Origin of the sequence: Nocardioides acrostichi (genome assembly GCF_015319165.1) — a bacterium.
GTDB classification, from domain to species: domain Bacteria; phylum Actinomycetota; class Actinomycetes; order Propionibacteriales; family Nocardioidaceae; genus Nocardioides; species Nocardioides acrostichi.
Genome location: NZ_JADIVZ010000008.1, coordinates 44,579 through 62,730, shown reverse-complemented (window position 1 = coordinate 62,730; position 18,152 = coordinate 44,579). Strand labels below are relative to the sequence as shown.

At 70.7% G+C, this 18,152-nt stretch carries 19 protein-coding genes; 13 read left to right on the top strand and 6 right to left on the bottom strand.

The window, feature by feature from the left end; all coding sequences use genetic code 11:
* Positions 1 to 18: 18 nt before the first annotated feature.
* A complete protein-coding gene (locus ISG29_RS14650; protein ID WP_194504199.1) occupies positions 19 to 471 on the bottom strand; it encodes a 4'-phosphopantetheinyl transferase family protein in 453 nt (150 codons plus the stop codon).
* 70 nt (positions 472 to 541) lie between these two features.
* Here ISG29_RS14650 and ISG29_RS14645 point away from each other — a divergent pair, with 70 nt between their 5' ends.
* Together ISG29_RS14645 and ISG29_RS14640 are read left to right on the top strand one after the other, a co-directional pair.
* The gene (locus ISG29_RS14645) at positions 542 to 925 is read left to right on the top strand and encodes a hypothetical protein (protein ID WP_194504198.1); all 384 of its coding nucleotides are present in this window, start codon (positions 542 to 544) and stop codon (positions 923 to 925) included.
* A gap of 46 nt (positions 926 to 971) precedes the next feature.
* A complete protein-coding gene (locus ISG29_RS14640) occupies positions 972 to 1,367 on the top strand; it encodes a hypothetical protein (protein WP_328829270.1) in 396 nt (131 codons plus the stop codon).
* Between the two features lie 279 nt (positions 1,368 to 1,646).
* On the opposite strand, the gene ISG29_RS14635 is transcribed toward ISG29_RS14640, so the two are convergent.
* Together ISG29_RS14635 and ISG29_RS14630 are read right to left on the bottom strand one after the other, a co-directional pair.
* Entirely contained in the window at positions 1,647 to 2,297 is a 651-nt protein-coding gene (locus tag ISG29_RS14635) for an HAD-IA family hydrolase (RefSeq protein WP_194504196.1), read from the bottom strand.
* A 61-nt stretch (positions 2,298 to 2,358) separates the two neighbouring features.
* On the bottom strand, positions 2,359 to 3,648 hold the full coding sequence (locus ISG29_RS14630; protein WP_194504195.1) for a citrate synthase: 1,290 nt from the start codon (positions 3,646 to 3,648) through the stop codon (positions 2,359 to 2,361).
* Positions 3,649 to 3,934: 286 nt separating this feature from the next.
* Here ISG29_RS14630 and rplM point away from each other — a divergent pair, with 286 nt between their 5' ends.
* From rplM to ISG29_RS14585, 9 genes are all read left to right on the top strand, one after another.
* Positions 3,935 to 4,378: a 50S ribosomal protein L13 gene (rplM, locus tag ISG29_RS14625; protein WP_194504194.1), complete on the top strand. Its 444-nt coding sequence runs from the start codon at positions 3,935 to 3,937 to the stop codon at positions 4,376 to 4,378.
* A 27-nt stretch (positions 4,379 to 4,405) separates the two neighbouring features.
* On the top strand, positions 4,406 to 4,921 hold the full coding sequence (gene rpsI / locus ISG29_RS14620; RefSeq protein ID WP_194504193.1) for a 30S ribosomal protein S9: 516 nt from the start codon (positions 4,406 to 4,408) through the stop codon (positions 4,919 to 4,921).
* A 134-nt stretch (positions 4,922 to 5,055) separates the two neighbouring features.
* Complete coding sequence (gene glmM / locus ISG29_RS14615) at positions 5,056 to 6,396, top strand: phosphoglucosamine mutase (protein WP_194504192.1); 1,341 nt, start codon at positions 5,056 to 5,058, stop codon at positions 6,394 to 6,396.
* A 20-nt stretch (positions 6,397 to 6,416) separates the two neighbouring features.
* On the top strand, positions 6,417 to 7,361 hold the full coding sequence (locus ISG29_RS14610; protein ID WP_194504191.1) for an ATP-binding cassette domain-containing protein: 945 nt from the start codon (positions 6,417 to 6,419) through the stop codon (positions 7,359 to 7,361).
* Positions 7,358 to 8,164 carry an ABC transporter permease gene (locus ISG29_RS14605; protein ID WP_194504190.1) on the top strand — a complete coding sequence of 269 codons (807 nt, stop codon included), beginning with the start codon at positions 7,358 to 7,360 and terminating at the stop codon, positions 8,162 to 8,164. Before ISG29_RS14610 ends, ISG29_RS14605 begins: the two co-directional genes overlap by 4 nt.
* Positions 8,165 to 8,251: 87 nt before the next feature.
* On the top strand, positions 8,252 to 8,986 hold the full coding sequence (locus ISG29_RS14600) for a hypothetical protein (protein ID WP_194504189.1): 735 nt from the start codon (positions 8,252 to 8,254) through the stop codon (positions 8,984 to 8,986).
* A gap of 110 nt (positions 8,987 to 9,096) precedes the next feature.
* Positions 9,097 to 10,425, top strand: coding sequence for a carboxypeptidase-like regulatory domain-containing protein (locus tag ISG29_RS14595; protein ID WP_194504188.1), 1,329 nt, complete (start codon positions 9,097 to 9,099; stop codon positions 10,423 to 10,425).
* Positions 10,422 to 11,861, top strand: coding sequence for a glycosyltransferase family 2 protein (locus ISG29_RS14590; RefSeq protein WP_194504187.1), 1,440 nt, complete (start codon positions 10,422 to 10,424; stop codon positions 11,859 to 11,861). Before ISG29_RS14595 ends, ISG29_RS14590 begins: the two co-directional genes overlap by 4 nt.
* Positions 11,862 to 11,902: 41 nt before the next feature.
* Entirely contained in the window at positions 11,903 to 12,619 is a 717-nt protein-coding gene (locus ISG29_RS14585) for a hypothetical protein (protein ID WP_194504186.1), read from the top strand.
* A gap of 60 nt (positions 12,620 to 12,679) precedes the next feature.
* Here ISG29_RS14585 and ISG29_RS21010 read toward each other — a convergent pair whose 3' ends face one another.
* The 3 genes from ISG29_RS21010 to coaA are packed head-to-tail and all read right to left on the bottom strand — an operon-like array spanning position 12,680 to position 15,765.
* Complete coding sequence (locus tag ISG29_RS21010) at positions 12,680 to 13,642, bottom strand: response regulator transcription factor (protein ID WP_194504185.1); 963 nt, start codon at positions 13,640 to 13,642, stop codon at positions 12,680 to 12,682.
* A 51-nt stretch (positions 13,643 to 13,693) separates the two neighbouring features.
* Positions 13,694 to 14,749: a glycoside hydrolase family 6 protein gene (locus ISG29_RS14575; RefSeq protein ID WP_194504184.1), complete on the bottom strand. Its 1,056-nt coding sequence runs from the start codon at positions 14,747 to 14,749 to the stop codon at positions 13,694 to 13,696.
* 35 nt (positions 14,750 to 14,784) lie between these two features.
* Complete coding sequence (gene coaA / locus ISG29_RS14570) at positions 14,785 to 15,765, bottom strand: type I pantothenate kinase (protein WP_194504183.1); 981 nt, start codon at positions 15,763 to 15,765, stop codon at positions 14,785 to 14,787.
* Positions 15,766 to 15,845: 80 nt separating this feature from the next.
* Here coaA and glmS point away from each other — a divergent pair, with 80 nt between their 5' ends.
* The gene (gene glmS, locus ISG29_RS14565) at positions 15,846 to 17,690 is read left to right on the top strand and encodes a glutamine--fructose-6-phosphate transaminase (isomerizing) (RefSeq protein ID WP_194504182.1); all 1,845 of its coding nucleotides are present in this window, start codon (positions 15,846 to 15,848) and stop codon (positions 17,688 to 17,690) included.
* Positions 17,691 to 17,774: 84 nt separating this feature from the next.
* Positions 17,775 to 18,128, top strand: a complete 354-nt coding sequence (locus ISG29_RS14560) for a holo-ACP synthase (RefSeq protein WP_194504181.1) — start codon at positions 17,775 to 17,777, stop codon at positions 18,126 to 18,128.
* Positions 18,129 to 18,152: the final 24 nt, after the last annotated feature.

Here is an 18,152-nt window from a genome sequence, read left to right as displayed (position 1 = left end):
CCCGGGAGGGAGCGTGGCTCACCGCACGAGCCACGCGAGGTCGATCTCCGTGGCATCGAGGACCGCGACGCTGCCGACCCAGCCGTCGGGCAAGGGGAGCGGCAGCGTGTGCGCCTCGTCGGCTCGGACCCCGGCAGGATCGCGCCGCAGACCGGTGCCGGTGGCCTTGAGCACGGCCTCGGAGCGGGTCCAGTGCGTGAGGTCGGCCAAGCCGTCGGGCACTGCCTGGCCGGTGTGCTCCACGTCGACGCCGACCCGCGCGGTGGCTCGAGCGGTGACCACCAGCCCGCGGGCGTAGGAGATCGAGAGCCGCTCACCGCGCGTGCGGCTGCGCGGGCGGCCGTGGGCGGTCGACGCGCAGTGCGGGCACAGTCGTGTCGGGTGACCGAGGTGCGCCTGGGCGAGGGCGCGCAGGGCGTGGTGGTCGTCGTGGTCGTCGTCCGCGAAGAGAGCAGTGACTTCGACGAGCACCGTGCCAGCCTCTCACCCGCCGGTGGAGGAGGGGTTGACGCGGGTGCGTCGGCGGAGCAGCGTTCACGCCATGGAGCGAGTGCCGCACGAGAACGTGGCGACCGTGCTGGTCGACCCCACGGTGCTGCACGACCTCGAGGTTCACCTGATGAGCCTCGACCTGCGCCCGTGGCCGATCGCCACCGCGCCCATCTGCGCCGATGGTCCGCGCCGCGCGTTCCAGGTGCGGCGCCGGATGCTGATGGCCAGGCGCGGAGCCTGGGACGACGCCGAGCACTGGACGCCGGTATGGGTCTCCTTCGGCGAGAGTTGGCGCGACGGCGAGGAGCCGCTGCCCTGGCGTGCGCACCAGGTGCTCTGGGATGCGCTCGCCCGCTACGCCGGGCACGTGCACTACCGGCGCTGCCTGGGCGGGGTGCCGAAGCTCGACGTGCCGCACGAGCGCGTCGCTTGAGGTCCGGGCGGAGCCTCGCGCGGCCCCCGGTGGCATGCTTCTCGCCGTGCGCTTCACCGAGAACGAGATGACCCGCGCCCTCGAGGGCGCCGCCAAAGCCGTGCTCGGTGCCCAGCGTGAGGTCCGCAAGTCCGGCAAGGACATCAACGACTTCTGGCGCGAGATGGACCGCTACCAGCGTTACGTCGTGCTCGACGGGCTCTCCGGGCAGGTGCTGCCCGTGCTCACCGCGCTGCCCGATGTCGAGGTCGAGTCCGGTACCCGTCCCACCTTCACCGACGACCAGATCCGCGAGGCCGTCGAGGCCACCCTCGGCGATGTCGGCCGGATGCGCCGTGCGGTCGAACAGCGCGCCCGCATCGCCCTCGTGCAGGCCGCGCTCGCCGCCGTCCCGCCCCGGGCCGACCCCGACGCCCTCATCGTCCCGGACTTCTTGGAGTGAGCGAGCCGTCCGGGCGAGGACGAGCCCGGACGAGCGAGCGAAGGTCGAGCAAGCCCCGCGCCCGAGGAACGAGGGCGCGACGGGCGGGTCGAGCCCCGGTGACCTGACACGCAAGGCTGATCGGCGCCCTGCGGGGTTTCGACACGGCCTCGGCTAGCGCCTCGGCCGGCTCAACCACCGTGGGGCACGGCCTTGGCCGGCTCAACCACCGTGGGGCACGGCCTTGGCCGGCTCAACCACCGTGGGGCACGGCCTTGGCCGGCTCAACCACCGTGCGACTCACACCGGCAGGCCGAGCCCTCGCAGCTCGAGCCGCAGGGTTGCGGCGTCGGTGAACACGACGCCGTGCAGCCCGGCGTCTCGTGCGGCCTCGACGTTGTCGGCGCGGTCGTCGACGAACACCAGGGACGACGCGGGCCGACCGGTGCGCGCCACCGTGAGGTCGTAGGCCGCGCGGTCGGGCTTGGCGACGCCCTCCGTGCCGGAGACGACGACCTCGCGCAGCAGCGCCAGGACCGGGTACGCCCGCGGCGCGTAGCGGTGGTAGAGCTCGTCGGACCAGTTGGTCAGACCCCACTGCGGCACACCGGCCGTGTCGAGTTCGCGCAGCAGCGCACCGGTCCCGGGTACCTCGCCTCGCAACGACTCCTCGAAGTGGCGCCGGTAGGCCCGCGCGTGCTCGAGCCAGTGCGGGTGGCTGATGGCCAGCGCCGCCTCCGCGTCGTCCCAGCTCTGACCGGAGTCCGGCCCGTGGTTGTAGGCGCGGAAGTCGAGGTCGTCGGCGGCGAGGAAGCGGGCGGCCTCCGCCTCGCCCACGCCCGCGGCCACGGCGAAGCGGGGTTGCCAGTCGACGATGACGTTGCCCAGATCCCACACGACCCCCGACACCGAGGTGTCGGGGGTCGCGCTCCGGGTGCTGTCGCCTCTCATCTCACTCGGTTTCGACACGCTCGGCCGTGGCCGGCCTCACGGCTCAACCACCGCGAGTGAGTCAGGCCCAACGCTGATCGCGCGGGGTGAAGTCCAGGCCGCGGTCGCCGGTGTAGATCTGCTTGGGGCGAGCGATCTTCTGCTCCTTGTCCTGGGTCAGCTCCAGCCACTGCGCCAGCCAGCCGGGGGTGCGGCCGATGGCGAACAGCACGGTGAACATCTCCGGCGGGAACTGGAAGGCCTCGTAGATCAGGCCCGAGTAGAAGTCGACGTTCGGGTAGAGCTTGCGGGAGACGAAGTAGTCGTCCTCGAGCGCGATCTTCTCCAGCTCCTGGGCGATCTCGAGGAGCGGGTTGACCCCGGTGACGTCGAAGACGTCGTCGCAGGCCTTCTTGATGATCTTCGCGCGCGGGTCGTAGTTCTTGTAGACCCGGTGACCGAAGCCCATCAGCTTCTCGTTGCCGTTCTTGACGCCCTCGATGAAGGCGGGGATCTCCGACTTCGAGCCGATCCGCCGCAACATGCGCAGCACGGCCTCGTTGGCGCCGCCGTGCAGCGGCCCGTAGAGGGCGCCGATGCCGGCGGCGACGGCGGAGTACGGGTCGACCTGGCTGGAGCCGACCGAGCGCACCGCGTTGGCCGAGCAGTTCTGCTCGTGGTCGGCGTGCAGGATGAACAGCGTGTCGAGCGCCTTCACCAGCCGCTCGTCGGCCTCGTACCTGCTCTCGCTCATCTTGAACAGCATGGAGAGGAAGTTGGCGGTGTAGGAGAGCTCGTTGTCGGGGTAGACGAACGGCTTGCCCTGCGCGTTGCGGAACGACCAGGCCCCCAGCGTCGGCATCTTCGCGATCATCCGGATGATCTGGATCATCCGGTTGTCGGCGTCGCCGATCACGCCGGCCTCAGGGTAGAACGTCGAGAGGGCCCCCACCGACGCCATCAGCATCCCCATCGGGTGCGCGTCGTAGCGGAAGCCCTCCATGAACGACTTCACGTTCTCGTGGACGAACGTGTGGTAGGTGATGTCGTGCACCCACTGCTCGTACTCGGCCTTGCTCGGGAGGGCCCCGTTGATGAGCAGGTAGGCCACCTCGAGGAAGGTCGAGGACTCGGCGAGCTGCTCGATGGGGTACCCGCGGTACTCCAAGATGCCCTTCTCGCCGTCGATGAAGGTCACGGCACTGCGGCAGGAGGCGGTGTTGACGAAGCCGGGGTCGTAGATGGCGAGCCCGGGGCTGTCGTCGTCGGCCTTGATGGCCCCGATGTCCTTGGCCTTGATGGCGCCTTCGGAGATCGGGACGTCGTACTCCTGTCCGGTGCGGTTGTCACGGACTGTCAGAGATTCGGTCACGTCCTCGATGCTAGTCCGGACCCCTCGGGCCCGGAACCGCCCGTCTCGGGTGAGGGAACGAGCGCCGCGTTTTGGCCGGACGCCGCGGCGCGCCGTAGTCTCATCTGTCGCGACCCCTGCCGCGCCGCGCTCGTCCTCGAGCGAGGTGCTGATCCGGACGTGAGCCGCACCGTCGATCAGGCGGTGGGCCGGTGCGATCCGGGCCGTGTTCGTCAGAGGCCGCAGCTGCACCAGCCGAACCGGGAGCCCCCGGCTCGGACCCACGAACCCAGAGAGTAGGACAGCCGTGCGCACCTACAGCCCCAAGCCCGGTGACATCACGCGCCAGTGGCACGTGATCGACGCCGAGGACGTCGTCCTCGGTCGGCTCGCCGTCCAGGCCGCGACCCTGCTGCGTGGCAAGCACAAGCCGCAGTACGCCCCGCACGCCGACACCGGCGACTTCGTGATCGTCGTCAACGCGTCGAAGATCGCCCTGAGCGGCAGCAAGCACACCAAGAAGATGTCCTACCGCCACTCCGGCTTCCCGGGCGGCCTCACCGCCACCCCGGTCGGCGACCTCCTCGAGAAGGACGCCCGCAAGGTCGTCGAGAACGCGGTCTGGGGCATGCTCCCCAAGAACAAGCTCGGTCGCCAGATCATCAAGAAGCTCAAGGTGTACTCCGGCCCCGACCACCCGCACTCGGCCCAGCAGGCCGTGCCGTTCGAGATCAGCCAGATCTCCCAGTAATCGACGACGAGGATTTGAGGCAGACCCATGGCTGAGACCAACGCCACCACCGAGGCCACCGAGGCCGAGGAGACCTACACCACCGACGAGCAGGGCGTCGCCTACAGCTCGGAGTCCGCGCCCAGCGCCGCGACGTCCGACCGCCCGGCCACCATCGCGCCCTCGGCCGGCACCGGCCGCCGCAAGGAGGCCGTCGCCCGCGTGCGGATCGTTCCGGGCACCGGCGAGTGGACCGTCAACGGTCGCTCGCTCGACTCCTACTTCCCGAACAAGCTGCACCAGCAGGTCGTCAACGAGCCCTTCGTGACCACCCAGCTCGAGGGCCGCTTCGACGTCATCGCCCGCGTGCACGGCGGCGGCATCACCGGTCAGGCCGGCGCGCTGCGCCTGGGCGTGGCCCGCGCGCTCAACGCGGTCGACCTCGAGGCCAACCGCCCGTCGCTGAAGAAGGCCGGGCTGCTCACGCGTGACGCCCGCGTCATCGAGCGCAAGAAGGCCGGTCTGAAGAAGGCCCGCAAGGCACCTCAGTTCTCCAAGCGCTGATCCTGCGCCGTGTGACAGGCACCCGGCGGCGTTGTCGTCGGTCGGCGGCCCCCTCATCGATCAGGATGGGCGGGCCGCCTTCCCTCCTCCGCCCTGCCAGGCACTCCGTCACACACCGCGGGAGACTCTGACTGATGGGACGTCTTTTCGGCACCGACGGGGTCCGCGGTCTCGCCAACGGCGACCTGACCGCGGACCTCGCGCTGCGCCTGGGCGAGGCCGCGGCGTCGGTCCTGGTCGATGCGACCGACGGACGCCGTCCACTGGCCGTCGTCGGTCGCGACACCAGGATCTCGGGACAGTTCCTCGAGCACGCCGTGGTGGCCGGGCTGGCCTCGGCCGGTGTCGACGTGCTGCGCCTGCGCGTGGTGCCGACGCCGGGCGTGGCCTACCTGACCGACCATCTCGACGCCGATCTCGGCGTCGTCATCAGCGCCTCGCACAACCCGATGCCCGACAACGGCATCAAGCTGCTGGGGCGCGGCGGCCGCAAGCTCGACGACGCCCTCGAGCAGCGCATCGAGGCCGCGATGGAGGCTGCGGTGGCCCGCCCCACCGGCGGTGACGTCGGCCGGGTCACGCCCTACGCCAGCACGCTCACCGACTACGTCGAGCACCTGCTCGGCACCTTGGGTGAGCCCCTCGACGGACTCACCGTGGTGCTCGACTGCGCCCACGGCGCGGCCCACGAGGCAGGTCCGGCGGCGCTGGCCGCCGCGGGGGCGAAGGTGATCGCCATCGGCGACCGCCCCGACGGTCTCAACATCAACGACGGCTGCGGTTCCACCCACCTCGCTCCGTTGCGTCAAGCGGTGCTCGAGCACGGAGCCGACGCCGGTTTCGCCGTCGACGGCGACGCCGACCGCTGCCTCGCGGTCGACCACACCGGCCAGGTCGTCGACGGCGACCAGATCCTCGCCCTGCTCGCCGTGGGTCTGCACGAGACGGGTCGGCTCGTCGACGACACCCTCGTCGTCACGGTCATGAGCAACCTCGGCCTGCACCACGCCATGCGCGAGGCCGGCATCACGCTCGCCCAGACCGCCGTCGGCGACCGCTACGTGCTCGAGGCGATGCATGCCGGCGGCTACTCCATCGGCGGTGAGCAGTCCGGTCACGTGATCCTCAGTCGGCACGCCACCACCGGCGACGGCCTGCTCACGGCTCTCCACGTGATGGCGGAGATGAAGCGCAGCGGGCGCTCGCTGCGCGGACTCGCCTCGCGCGTCAAGCGGCTGCCGCAGGTGCTCGTCAACGTGCCCGGGGTCGACAAGACCCGCACCGACGACCCCGAGCTGCTCGGCGCGGTCAGTGCCGAGGAGGCTCGTCTGGGCGACAACGGCCGGGTGCTGCTGCGACCCTCGGGCACCGAGCCGCTGGTGCGCGTCATGGTCGAGGCGGCCACGCAGGACGAGGCGCAGGCGATCGCCGACCGCCTCGCCGACGTCGTCCGCGCTCGGCTCGCCCTCGCCTGATCGGCCACTAGGCTGGGTGCATGGCGGCGGCACCGCCCTTCGTGATCGAGGGCCTCGGCAAGTCCTTCGGCTCCGTGCGCGCGGTGCACGATCTCTCCTTCCGCGTGGAGCCCGGCCGGGTCACCGGCTTCCTGGGGCCCAACGGCTCGGGCAAGACCACGACCCTGCGCATGCTGCTGGGGCTGGTCCGACCCACCGAGGGCCGCGCCCTGGTGGGTGACCGGCCCTACGCCGAGCATCCGGTGCCGGGTGCGCTGGTCGGCGCCGCGCTCGAGGCCACGGGCTTCCACCCCGGCCGCACCGGGCTCGGCCACCTCGAGGTGTACGCCGCCCAGGTCGGCGCCGACCGCGCCCGCGCCCGCGAGGTGCTGGGGATGGTGGGCATGAGCGAGGCAGCGGGGCGCAAGGTCGGCGGCTACTCCCTCGGCATGCGGCAACGACTCGGCCTGGCCACCGCGCTGCTGGCCGATCCGCCGGCCCTGGTGCTCGACGAACCCGTCAACGGGCTCGACCCCGAGGGCATCGTGTGGCTGAGGCAGTTCCTGCGCCACCTCGCCGAGCAGGGGCGCACCGTGCTGGTCTCCAGCCACGTGCTCGGCGAGGTGCAGCACACGGTCGACGACGTGGTCATCATCAAGGCCGGGCAGCTGGTGCACGCCTCCTCGCTCTCTGGTCTTGCCGAGCTGGCCGACCAGGTCACCCGCGTGGTCGCTCCCGACGCGGAGGCGTTCGCACGCCTGGCCGCCGACCGGGGGTGGAGCACGCACCCCGTCGCCGGCCGCGGCGGCACGCCCGGGGTCGGCGCGGACGTCGTGGGGGCGTCCGCCGCGGAGGTGGGTGCCGCGTGCTTCGCCGTCGGTCTCGAGCTGCACCAGCTCGCGACCCGGGGCACCGACCTCGAAGACGTGTTCTTCAGGCTCACCGGGCACGCCGCCGATCCCACCGTGGGCGAGGGGGCGGCATGAGGTGGCGCGAGGCGCTGATCGCCGAGAAGCGCAAGCTCACCAGCACGGCGATGTGGTGGGTGCTGGCGATCGGCATGGTCGGCTACCTCGCCTTCATCGGCGCGGTGCTGGCCTTCTCGATGGTCTCCGGCTCGGATGCGACCGGCGTCCAGCCGCTCACCGGGAAGGCGGCGGCGCTGTCGGTCTACGGCACCGTCAACGCCATCGGGTACGTGTTCCCGCTGGTCATCGGCACCCTCACGGTCACGACCGAGATGCGGCACCGGACCCTCACCCAGTCGCTGCTCGCCGAGCCCGTGCGCGGACGCTTGCTGAGCGCCAAACTGGCCGTGTCGTTCCCGGTCGGGGTGTGCTACGGGGTGCTGGGGGTGATCGGTCTGCTGATCGGCGGTGCGATCCCGCTCGCGACGGCGGGCGACGGGGCCTACCTCGGGGACGGCGAGGTGATCCGGGTGCTGGTGATGGGCATCCTCGTCTCCGGCCTCTGGGCGGTGCTGGGCGCGGCGTTCGGGTCCGTGGTCACCAACCAGGTCGCCGCCATCGTCGTGCTCCTGGCCTTCACGCAGCTGGTCGAGCCCATCGCACGCGTCGGCCTGAGCGCGGTCTCGTCGCTCGCGCCGGTCGCCTCGTACCTCCCCGGCGCTGCCGCCGACGCCGTGGTCGGGTCGAGCCTCTACTCCTCCGTGGGCACCGGCGCCGTCGACCTGCTCCCGGCCTGGGGCGGGGCGCTGGTCCTGCTCGGCTACGGCGTCGTGCTCGTGGTCCTCGGCTGGCGCACCACGTTCGCCCGCGACGTCACCTAGGTCGCGCCCTGGAGGCCCGTGGGAGCACTGTGGGAGGCCTGTGGACAGCCGTCGGCAGGATCCTCGGATCTGACGTAGACCTGGGGCATGACCCGTCCGACTCCCAGCCACGTCGCCCGGCCGCCACGCGCCCCCGGCCAGGTGCGCACCCGCGCGCTGTGGTGCGTGGTCGCACTGTGCCTCGCGCTGACGGCCGGGTCGGGCATCGCGATGGCGCTGCGGGCACCGTCCGAACCGGCGCCGCCCTCGGCACCCGTGTTGCACCTCGGCGGCCTCGACGTGCCACTGCCGGCGTCCTTCGAGGCGACCGACCCCGGCACGCGTCTGTTCTACCCCGGACGACGCGGGCAGCCGCTGGCGGTCGTCACCGGCGCCGCCGTGCTCGAGCCGGGAGTGTGCCCCGAGGTTCCGGACTCCTCGCGAGGGTTCGTCGGGTTGGCCGAGGTGAGCGATCAGCGTCTTCTGGCCGCGCACCGGGCCGCGCTGCGGCGATGGCGGACCGGCCTCGCGATCGGTGTGGGTGGTCGGCCGCGGGTGCACCGGGTCGACGCCGGCGAGGGCCGGATGCGTACTGACCTGGTGCTGCGCAACCGGCGCAACGGGCCCTGCCAGCCGCCGCGGGTAGCGGTCAGTGTGCTCTCGGCCCGCACCTCGCGGGGGGTGGCGACGATCGTCTTGGTGCGCGACGTGGGCGTCGACGGCGCACTCGGCGACGCGGCGGCCGACCTCCTGCTCGACGGGGCGCGGGCCTCCGCCGTGGCTCGAGGGGGCACCTCGGTGCAGGCCGACCTGCGCGGGACGCCCACCCTGCGCAATTCTTGAGTGAGATCTGCGTCGCCCTACGGGATCTGCTGATTCCGCACACGGAGTCGCAGAACACGATTGACTATGTGCTGCCCCCCTGTCGGTCCTCTCGGGACAGGAACCCCGTGATGACACTGCTCCCACCCCCCATCAGCCGCCTGCGAAGCGTCGGTCTGGCGCTGGCCGCTGCCCTCGTGCTGTCGCTCCTGGCGTCCGCACCGGCGCCCGCAGAGGCTTCGGCGAAGGCGGCCGGAGTCGCCACCACCGTCACGACGTCCGCCGCGACCGCCACCACCGGCCGGGTCCGCGGCGAGATCCTCGGCGCCAAGGGTCAGGGAACACCCAAGGTGAAGGTCGCCTGGTTCACCCTCGACTGGCAGCAACTCGGTAGCCGCTCGTTCACCGGTGGGGCGTACTCGCTGAACCTGCCCGAGGGTCGTTACCGCCTCCAGTTCACCGACCAGCGTCCCAGCTACGACGTCAGCCGCTACGCCCCGACCGACAAGCGGGTGCAGGTGACGGCGGGCACCACGACGGTCGCCTCGGTGCGCATGCGCCCGGGGGGTGCCATCGGCGGTGTCGCGAGAGCGGGGGGCAAGCTCGCGCGCGGCGCCAAGGTGGTGGCCGCCAACAAGGACGAGCGGTCGTGGTCGACGACAGCCAACAAACGGGGCCAGTTCGCCTTGGGCGGCCTGCCCGCCGGCACCTACTCGATCTTCACCTACGACAAGCGGCACCGCTTCGTCGGCAAGAGCATCTACATCAAGCGGTTGCGGGTCGGCCAGTACCGCTCGATCAAGCCGACCCTGACCACGCGGGCGGGCTCGCTGCTGGTCGACATCTACCTGGGGGACACGGCCTGGCAGGGGTCGAACGCCTACCTGACCGCTGTCAGCCGCACCACCGGTCAGTTCTGGACCGCCAAGGCCCGGCAGGGCTCCGTGACGTTCCGCGGCCTCTACCCGGGCAAGTACCGCATCGTGGTTCCCGGCATCGGCAACTACTTCGGCGCCACCCGCAGCGTCTCCGGCAAGGTCAAGCCGGGACGCGCGGCGTTCGGCAGCGTCCGTCTGAGCGAACGCGGTGCCTGGGTGAGCGGTCGCGTCGTCGACCAGGAGTCACCGAGCAGCGCGCTCTCCGGCGCGAGTGTCTCGCTGCTCGACGCCTCCGGAGCGGTGCTCGCCACCACGACATCGAGCGACGACGGCACCTTCCTCTTCGAGGGCCAGCTGGTCACCCAGGACGGCCTGACCGTCCGCTACGGCCCCGGCCCGTACAGCGACTACCTCGGTACCTCGCCCAATCGCTGCGAGTTCACCACCACGACGTCCGCTGCCTTCTCGATCGTCACGGGCCAGGAGACGGCACTCGGTGACGTCGCCCTCCGACGCAAAGCCACGCAGGACGACCCCAACTGTGTCCCCGAGGACCCAGCCGCCCAGGAGGCCCGCCGATGACCGACACCGAGTCGCCGTACGTGCGCGTACCCGACCGCGAGCTCTCCGCGTACGCCGCGGAGTACCTCGAACAGGTCGCCGCGATCCCCGAGCAGCGCGCGTCGGTGGGATGCGTGATCCCGGCCTACAACGAGGGCGAGACGATCGCCGGCGTGCTCGACTCGCTGCTCATGCAGACCCGGCTGCCCGACGAGATCCACGTGATCGTCAACAACACCACCGACGACTCGGTCGAGATCGCGAGTCACTACGCAGGTCCCCACGTCCGCATGACCGCGGTCGGCGAACAGCGCACGACCATCTACGTGCACGACATCGGCAAGAACCCCGACAAGAAGGTCGGCGCCCTGAACTACGGGTATCACCTGGTCGAGCACATGGACTACCTGCTCGGCGTCGACGGCGACACCACGCCCGAGCCCGACGCGGTCGAGGCTCTGGTCGCCGAGATCAGCAGCGACGCCCGCATCGGCGGTATCTCGGCGATCTACTCGATCGACGACAGCGCCCTCGACAACGTGGTGGCCAAGTGGCTGATCGCCGGTCAGCGAGCGCAGTTCTCGGCGTTCAACATGCAGAACCTGCTCAAGGGTCGCAACATGGCTGTCCTGGGGGGACAGTTCTCGATCTTCTCCACCAAGGCGCTGCGCGATGTGCTGCGCGAGACCCACCAAACGACCCCGTGGGTGAGCGACAGCGAGGTCGAGGACTCCCTGCTCTCGCTCCAGATCAAGAGCGCCGGCTACCTGACCAAGATCAGCGCCTCGGCGCGCGCCCACGTCGGTGGCATGACGACCCTGCGCAGCCTCGACGCGCAGCAGGTGAAGTGGAACTTCGGCGCGATCGACCTGATGTGGCCGGGGCAGCGCGGTGACACGCGGGGGCAGCCGCTCCACCCCAACCTGCGGCTGCGGTGGTTCGAGCACTGCTCCATGGTCATCAACATCGTGACGCGTCTGATGTTCGTGCTGCTGCTCGTCGGGTCGCTGTCCATCCACGCCCTCGTGTTCCAGGCGTGGTGGGTCACCCCGCCGGCGATGGCGATCCTGCTCAACCTCAAGGTCGCCCGCTCGATGGAGTTCGCGCACCGTCGTGACTATCTCTTCGCGCTGCTGCTGGCTCCCGCCGAGCTGTACATGTGGCTACGCATGGGTCACTTCACTCGTGCCTGGTTGAAGTTCTTCAGTCACCAGCAGACCGACAACTGGGCGGCCCAGGCCAAGGCGGAGCGCGGCAAGGGAGTCGCATGGCTGTACCCCTACGTCGTGCTGATGGTCTTCCTCGTCGCCGCGTTCGCGATCTGGGTGCAGGTGCCGATCTCCCTGCGCTCGGACATCCTCGCCGTCGGCTGGCCGATCCTGGGGGTCATCACGGTGCTCCAGACGGCCTGGATGGCCCTGAAGATCATGCGGCGTCACCGGGGGTTCAAGGCGTGAATCAGTTCATCGGTAGGAGCCCCCGCGGGCGGCGACGTGCGATGTCGGGTCTCAGCGGCCTGGTGGTCGCGGCCCTGGTCGCGTGTCTGAGCAGTTGCTCCGTGCTCGACCGGAGCGGAGCCTCCGACGACGCGAGCGGGACGCCGTCGTCCACCTCGACTGCCACGAGCCAGCCCCTGGTCGACTCCCAGTTCACGCGCGACGGCACCTTCCAGTCCCACATCTCCGCCGACGGCGTCAAGGGCATCGACTTCGTCTACACCCTCTATCCGACCAAGTCGACGCCGCGCACCAACGAGTGGTTCCCACGAGGCAGCAAGTACTTCTCGTTCACCTTCCAGGCCTACGACCTCTCGCAGAAGATCCGCGCGCCGTTCGCGACCAAGCGCAAGGTCTACCTCCAGACCATGAAGGTCACCTCGAACACCATCACCGTCGATGGAGGCAAGACCCAGCACCCCTACCGCCTCGAGGCCCTGGCCAAGGACGTCACCTTCGACCCCGAGCCCCTGACCTTGCGGCAGAGCATGCTCATCAGCTCCCCGAAGGGTGCCTTCGAGCTGCGCAACCAGCGGATCGCGCCGACCTCGCTGAAGACGCGGGGCCTGGAGCTCTCCTTCACCGCGGTCGTGTTCGTTCAAGCGAAGGTGGGCGGGTCGGCCTACGTGCGCCGAGTGATCAAGCAGACCGTACCGATCCAGATCTTCGAGTCCGACAAGCCCACCGAGGTGTCGTCGATCCCCGTCGACGCCAACTGATCCGGGCCCCGATCCGGGCCCGGACCCAGGCTTCGATCCGGGCTGTGATCCAGCCTCGAGTCAGGCGGCGACCATCCGGAAGCCGACACCCTTGACGACCTCGATGTAGCGCGGCTCGGTGGTGTCGTCGTCCAGCTTGCGCTTGACGGTCATCACATGGGCCTCGACCGCACGCTTCTCGGCCTCGTTGACGAAGTGCGAGGTGACGTACTGCTCTCCGCGCAGCGCCAGCACCAGGTCGGCACGACTGCGCACCCGATTGCCCGTGCGCATCAAGGCGGTCAACACGTCGAGCTCCGAGCGGCTCAGTTCGATCCCGCGTCCGTTCAACGTCGTCCGGCCCGTGGAGGTGTCGAGCTCGAGCAGTCCGTGGCGCAGCACGGCGTCGGAGCCCGATTCGCGCGCCGGCGCCCGCACGGGTCGGTCGGCAGCAGGTGGTGCTGCCGGCTCGGGCAAGGGTGCCGGCGCGGGCGCAGGCGCGGGCGCAGGCGCGGGCGCGTGGGCGCGCGTGGGCGAGTCGGTGGTGGGCTCGGCCGGAGGATCCATGGACTGACGGAACTCCGCTGCCGCTTGGGCGGCCCACGACGGCGAGAGGGGTGCGGCGACCATCCCACCCGAGGTGTCGGGTGGGCGCTGGGTGTACCGCACGCGACGCAGCATGGCGTCGGCGCGGGCCCGCAGCTCGCGTGGGCGGAAGGGTTTGACCAGATAGTCGTCCGCACCCGCCTCGAAACCGCGGATGAGGTCGACCTCCTGGTCCAGCGCGGTGATCATGATCAGGTAGGTGCTGCTGAACTCGCGCAGTCGCTTGGCCACCGCGAAGCCGTCGATGCCGGGCATGTTGACGTCGAGCGTGGTCAGCAAGGGGGAGTGCTCGCGCACCGCTTCGATCGCGGCGGGACCGTCCTCGGCCATCACGGTGCGGAACCCAGACTGCTCGAGCACGAGTTGAATGAGGTCGCGCACATCGAGGTCATCCTCGGCGACGACGGCCACGAGTCGTTGGGACGGCTGGGGAGGCACGACGTCGAGCCTAGGGCAGATTGGCCCACCTCGGCGCTTTTCGGCCAGGCTTCACCAGCCTGCGGAACGCCCCAGCTCCACCGCGCGTGCCACCCAGACCTCTCCCGCGGCGGGCCCTCCGTTGCAGGTGCCGTCGCTCTCGGCCGGCGGTTTGACCCAGAGGAGGGCGTCGAGTCCGGTCTGGTCGTCCACCACTCCTGGGGCCCGGCCCAGCGACTGTCCGGACGGATTGCACCACTCGGTGACCGGATCGCCAGCGCCGTCGGGGTCGCCGTCGCGGCCGGTGTCGATCACGAAGTGCGTTCCGCCGACCTGCGACGCGACCGCCCGGGCGTAGTCCAGCTCGGCCGACATCGGCTGGTAGTTGGCCACGTTGGTGGCGAAGCCACGCACGCGCTCGACCCCCACCTCGGCGAGCCGCTGGGCGATCGTCGCGGAGTCGATCCACGAGGAGTGGCCGGCATCGATGTAGGTCGCCACCCCGTCGTCCGCCAGGACGCCGACGGCCTCGCCGAGGAGTGGTAGCCGCTGGTCACCCCCACAGGATCCGGCCGAGGCGAGGGCGTCGGGTTCGAGCACGACGACGCTGTGGTCGCCCGCCGCCCCCGCGATCTCGCTCACCCAGGGCAGGTAGGTGTCGTCGGTCAGGCCCCCCGTCGACTGGGCGCCCGTGCAGTCGCGGTCGGGGACGCCGTAGACCACGAAGAGAGGAACCTCGTTGCCGGCCGCCGCGACGACCGAGGCGACGAACGGCCCGACCTGGCCCGAGGGGTACCGCTCCGGGGTCAACCAGATGCCCGAGGGGACGGCGGCGATCCGTCGCAGGATGTCGGAGGCCTGCGCGTCGCCGTCGGCGGAGGCCTGTTGCGCGGCTGCATCGAGCCTGGGTGAGGGCAGCACGTACTGCTCCTCGCCCGTCCACGGGTTGCCCTCGAGGGGTGCGCCGGAGCGTGCCGCCGCGTCGCTGGTTCCGGAGTCCGTGGCGCCGGAGCCCCCGTCGTCGGAGCCCGTGTCGTCGGAGCAACCGAGCAGGGGCGCAGCGCAGAACAGCACGACGCACGTCACCATGAGCAGGCGGCGTCGCAGCCGCACCGGGGGGAGGGGCACGCGCCCATGGTGCCCGGTCTGGGCACTCTTCGTGGTCAGAGCTTGCGAAGTCGCACGTACCGCACCGAGTGGTCGCGGTCCTTGCGCAGTACCAGGGTGGCGCGCGAGCGGGTGGGGGAGACGTTGTCGGTGAGGTTGGGGCCGTTGATGGTGTCCCAGATGCGCTCGGCCTCGGTGATGGCCGCGCCGTGCTCGAGGTCGACGTACTTGGCGAAGTAGGAGCCCGGGTCGCGGAACGCGGTCTCGCGCAGCCGGAGGAACCGGTCGACGTACCACTGCCGGATGTGCCGGGTGTCGGCGTCGACGTACACCGAGAAGTCGAAGAAGTCGCTGACGGCCAGGCCGGTGCGGCCGTCCTCGTGGGTGCGGGCAGGCTGGAGCACGTTGAGGCCCTCGATGATCACGATGTCGGGCCGGTTGACGACGACCCGCTCCTCGGGCACCACGTCGTAGACCAGGTGGGAGTAGGTGGGTGCCTCGACCTCGTCCTTGCCGGACTTGATGTCGACGACGAACTTGAGCAGTGCCCGGCGGTCGTAGGATTCGGGGAAGCCCTTGCGCTGGAGGAGGCCGCGCTGCTCGAGCTCGGCGTTGGGGTAGAGGAACCCGTCCGTGGTGACGAGTGCGACGTTGGGGTGCTGGGGCCAGTGGGCGAGCATCTGCTGGAGCACGCGCGCCGTGGTCGACTTGCCGACGGCCACCGAGCCCGCCAGGCCGATCACGAAGGGCGTGCGCGGCGGAGTGCGCTGGTGCAAGAAGTGCTCCTGCTCGCGGTGCAGCCGGCCCGCCGACTCGACGTACATCGACAGCAGCCGCGAGAGCGGCAGGTAGACCTCGCGCACCTCGTCGAGGTCGAGAGAGTCGCCCAGGCCGCGCAGGCTGCGTACCTCGCCGGCGCTCAAGGGGCTCTCCGTCTCGGCCGCGAGCGCCGCCCAGGCGGCTCGGTCGAGCTCGATGTACGGGGTCGCCTCGCGGGCATCGTCGTGGCCGTGGTGGCCCCGGCCGTGCGAGGACATGCGCGGGATTCTTCCATCATCGCCGCGCTCGGCGGCGCCACCCCCGGAACAGCGCGGGTCGGGCACTACGATCGACCCCTATGTGCGGGATCGTGGGATACGTCGGGCACCGGCCCGCGCAAGAGGTCGTGATCGAGGGGCTGCGACGTCTGGAGTACCGCGGCTACGACTCCGCCGGCATCGCGCTGGTCGACGACGGCCGGGTCGCCTGGCGCAAGAAGGCCGGCAAGCTGGCGAACCTCGAGAAGGAGATCGCCGACTCCCCGCTGCCGGCCTCGTCCCTGGGCATCGGGCACACCCGGTGGGCCACCCACGGCGGCCCGACCGACGCCAACGCGCACCCGCACCTGGGCTACGGCGGCCGGGTGGCCGTCGTCCACAACGGGATCATCGAGAACGTCGACGAGCTGCGCCGGCGCATCGAGGCCGACGACCTCGTGTTCGCCTCCGAGACCGACACCGAGATCGCGGCGCACCTCTTGGAGCTCCAGGTCGCCTCCGGTGAGGATCTCACCACCGCGATGCAGCGGGTCTGCTCGGTGCTCGACGGCGCGTTCACGCTCGTGGCGGTCGACGCCGAGCGGCCCGACGTCGTCGTCGCGGCGCGGCGCAACTCTCCCCTGGTGGTGGGGCTGGGCGAGGGCGAGAACTTCCTGGGCTCCGACGTCGCGGCGTTCATCGAGCACACGCGCGAGGCGCTGGAGTTGGGGCAGGACCAGGTCGTCACCCTGACTCGCGACGCCGTGAGCGTCACGACCTTCGACGGCACCCCGGTGCAGGGCACCAGCTTCCACGTCGACTGGGATCTCGCCGCGGCCGAGAAGGACGGCCACGACTGGTTCATGCGCAAGGAGATCTTCGAGCAGCCGCGCGCCGTGGCCGACTCCCTCATCGGACGACGCACCTCGCGCGGCGCGCTCCGACTCGACGAGATGCGGCTCTCGGACCAGGAGCTGCGCGACATCGACAAGGTCATCGTCATCGCCTGCGGCACGTCGTTCTACGCCGGGCTGGTGGCCAAGTACGCCATCGAGCACTGGTGCCGGATCCCGTGCGAGGTCGAGCTGGCCAGCGAGTTCCGCTACCGCGACCCGATCCTCGACTACACGACGCTCGTCGTCGCGATCAGCCAGTCCGGGGAGACCGCGGACACCCTCCAGGCGATCCGGCACGCCCGCGAGCAGCGCTCGAAGGTGCTCGCGATCTGCAACACCAACGGGTCGACCATCCCGCGGGAGTCCGACGCGGTCATCTACACCCACGCCGGACCCGAGATCGGCGTCGCCTCGACCAAGGGGTTCCTCACCCAGCTCGTGGCCTGCTACCTGCTGGGGCTCTACCTCGCCCAGGTCAAGGGCACCAAGTACGGCGACGAGATCGACGAGGTACTGCGCCAACTCGAGGCGATGCCCGGCCACATCGAGGCCGTGCTCGCCGGGCACGAGCAGGTCTACGAACTCGCCCGCGCTCACGCGCGTACGCCGTCGGTGCTGTTCCTCGGGCGCCACGCCGGGTACCCGGTGGCGCTCGAGGGGGCGCTCAAGCTCAAGGAGCTCGCCTACCTGCACGCCGAGGGATTCGCGGCGGGCGAGCTCAAGCACGGCCCGATCGCGCTCGTCGACGACGGCGTCCCCGTGCTGTGCGTCGTGCCCCCGAGGGGTCGCGATCAGCTGCACGGCAAGATGATCAGCGGCATCCAGGAGGTCCGTGCCCGCGGTGCCCGCACCATCTGCCTGGCCGAGGAGGGCGACGACGTCATCGACGCCTACGCCGACACCGTCATCCGGCTGCCCCACGTGCCCGTGTTGCTCCAGCCGCTCGTGGCCGTCGTGCCGCTCCAACTGTTCGCCTGCGAGCTCGCCACCACGCTCGGCCACGACGTCGACCAGCCTCGCAACCTCGCGAAGTCGGTCACGGTCGAATAATCGGTCGGCTCCGCTCTCGGTCGGCTGGCTGGGGGTGGGGTTCGGGAGGGCCGCCTCGGGTGGTGCTCGCACTAGGCTCCGGGCATGACGGTGATCGGGGTCGGCATCGATGTGTGCGACATCGAGCGGTTCGGCGTCTCGCTCGACCGCACGCCCGGCCTGCGCGGGCGGCTGTTCACTCCCGACGAGGCTGGTCGACCGCTCGCCTCCCTGGCGGCCCGGTTCGCCGCTAAGGAGGCCCTGGCCAAGGCGCTCGGCGCCCCGGTGGGGATGGCCTGGCACGACGCCGAGGTGGTGTCCGAGTCGTCGGGCCGTCCACGCTTCGAGGTGCACGGCACCGTCGCCGCCCGCGCAGCCGAGCTGGGAGTGGCGCACGTGCACCTCTCGCTCTCCCACGACGCCGGCATCGCCTCCGCCATGGTCGTGCTCGAGTCCTGACCGTGCGCCTGCCGGGGGATCCGG

Bases quoted from the DNA above. Each gene is read 5' to 3' on its own strand.
- ISG29_RS14645 (WP_194504198.1), top strand. From the start codon at position 542: ATGGAGCGAGTGCCGCACGAGAACGTGGCGACCGTGCTGGTCGACCCC.
- ISG29_RS14635 (WP_194504196.1), bottom strand. From the start codon at position 2,297: ATGAGAGGCGACAGCACCCGGAGCGCGACCCCCGACACCTCGGTGTCG.
- rpsI (WP_194504193.1), top strand. From the start codon at position 4,406: ATGGCTGAGACCAACGCCACCACCGAGGCCACCGAGGCCGAGGAGACC.
- glmM (WP_194504192.1), top strand. From the start codon at position 5,056: ATGGGACGTCTTTTCGGCACCGACGGGGTCCGCGGTCTCGCCAACGGC.
- ISG29_RS14610 (WP_194504191.1), top strand. From the start codon at position 6,417: ATGGCGGCGGCACCGCCCTTCGTGATCGAGGGCCTCGGCAAGTCCTTC.
- ISG29_RS14605 (WP_194504190.1), top strand. From the start codon at position 7,358: ATGAGGTGGCGCGAGGCGCTGATCGCCGAGAAGCGCAAGCTCACCAGC.
- ISG29_RS14600 (WP_194504189.1), top strand. From the start codon at position 8,252: ATGACCCGTCCGACTCCCAGCCACGTCGCCCGGCCGCCACGCGCCCCC.
- ISG29_RS14595 (WP_194504188.1), top strand. From the start codon at position 9,097: ATGACACTGCTCCCACCCCCCATCAGCCGCCTGCGAAGCGTCGGTCTG.
- ISG29_RS14590 (WP_194504187.1), top strand. From the start codon at position 10,422: ATGACCGACACCGAGTCGCCGTACGTGCGCGTACCCGACCGCGAGCTC.
- ISG29_RS14585 (WP_194504186.1), top strand. From the start codon at position 11,903: ATGTCGGGTCTCAGCGGCCTGGTGGTCGCGGCCCTGGTCGCGTGTCTG.
- coaA (WP_194504183.1), bottom strand. From the start codon at position 15,765: ATGTCCTCGCACGGCCGGGGCCACCACGGCCACGACGATGCCCGCGAG.
- glmS (WP_194504182.1), top strand. From the start codon at position 15,846: ATGTGCGGGATCGTGGGATACGTCGGGCACCGGCCCGCGCAAGAGGTC.
- ISG29_RS14560 (WP_194504181.1), top strand. From the start codon at position 17,775: ATGACGGTGATCGGGGTCGGCATCGATGTGTGCGACATCGAGCGGTTC.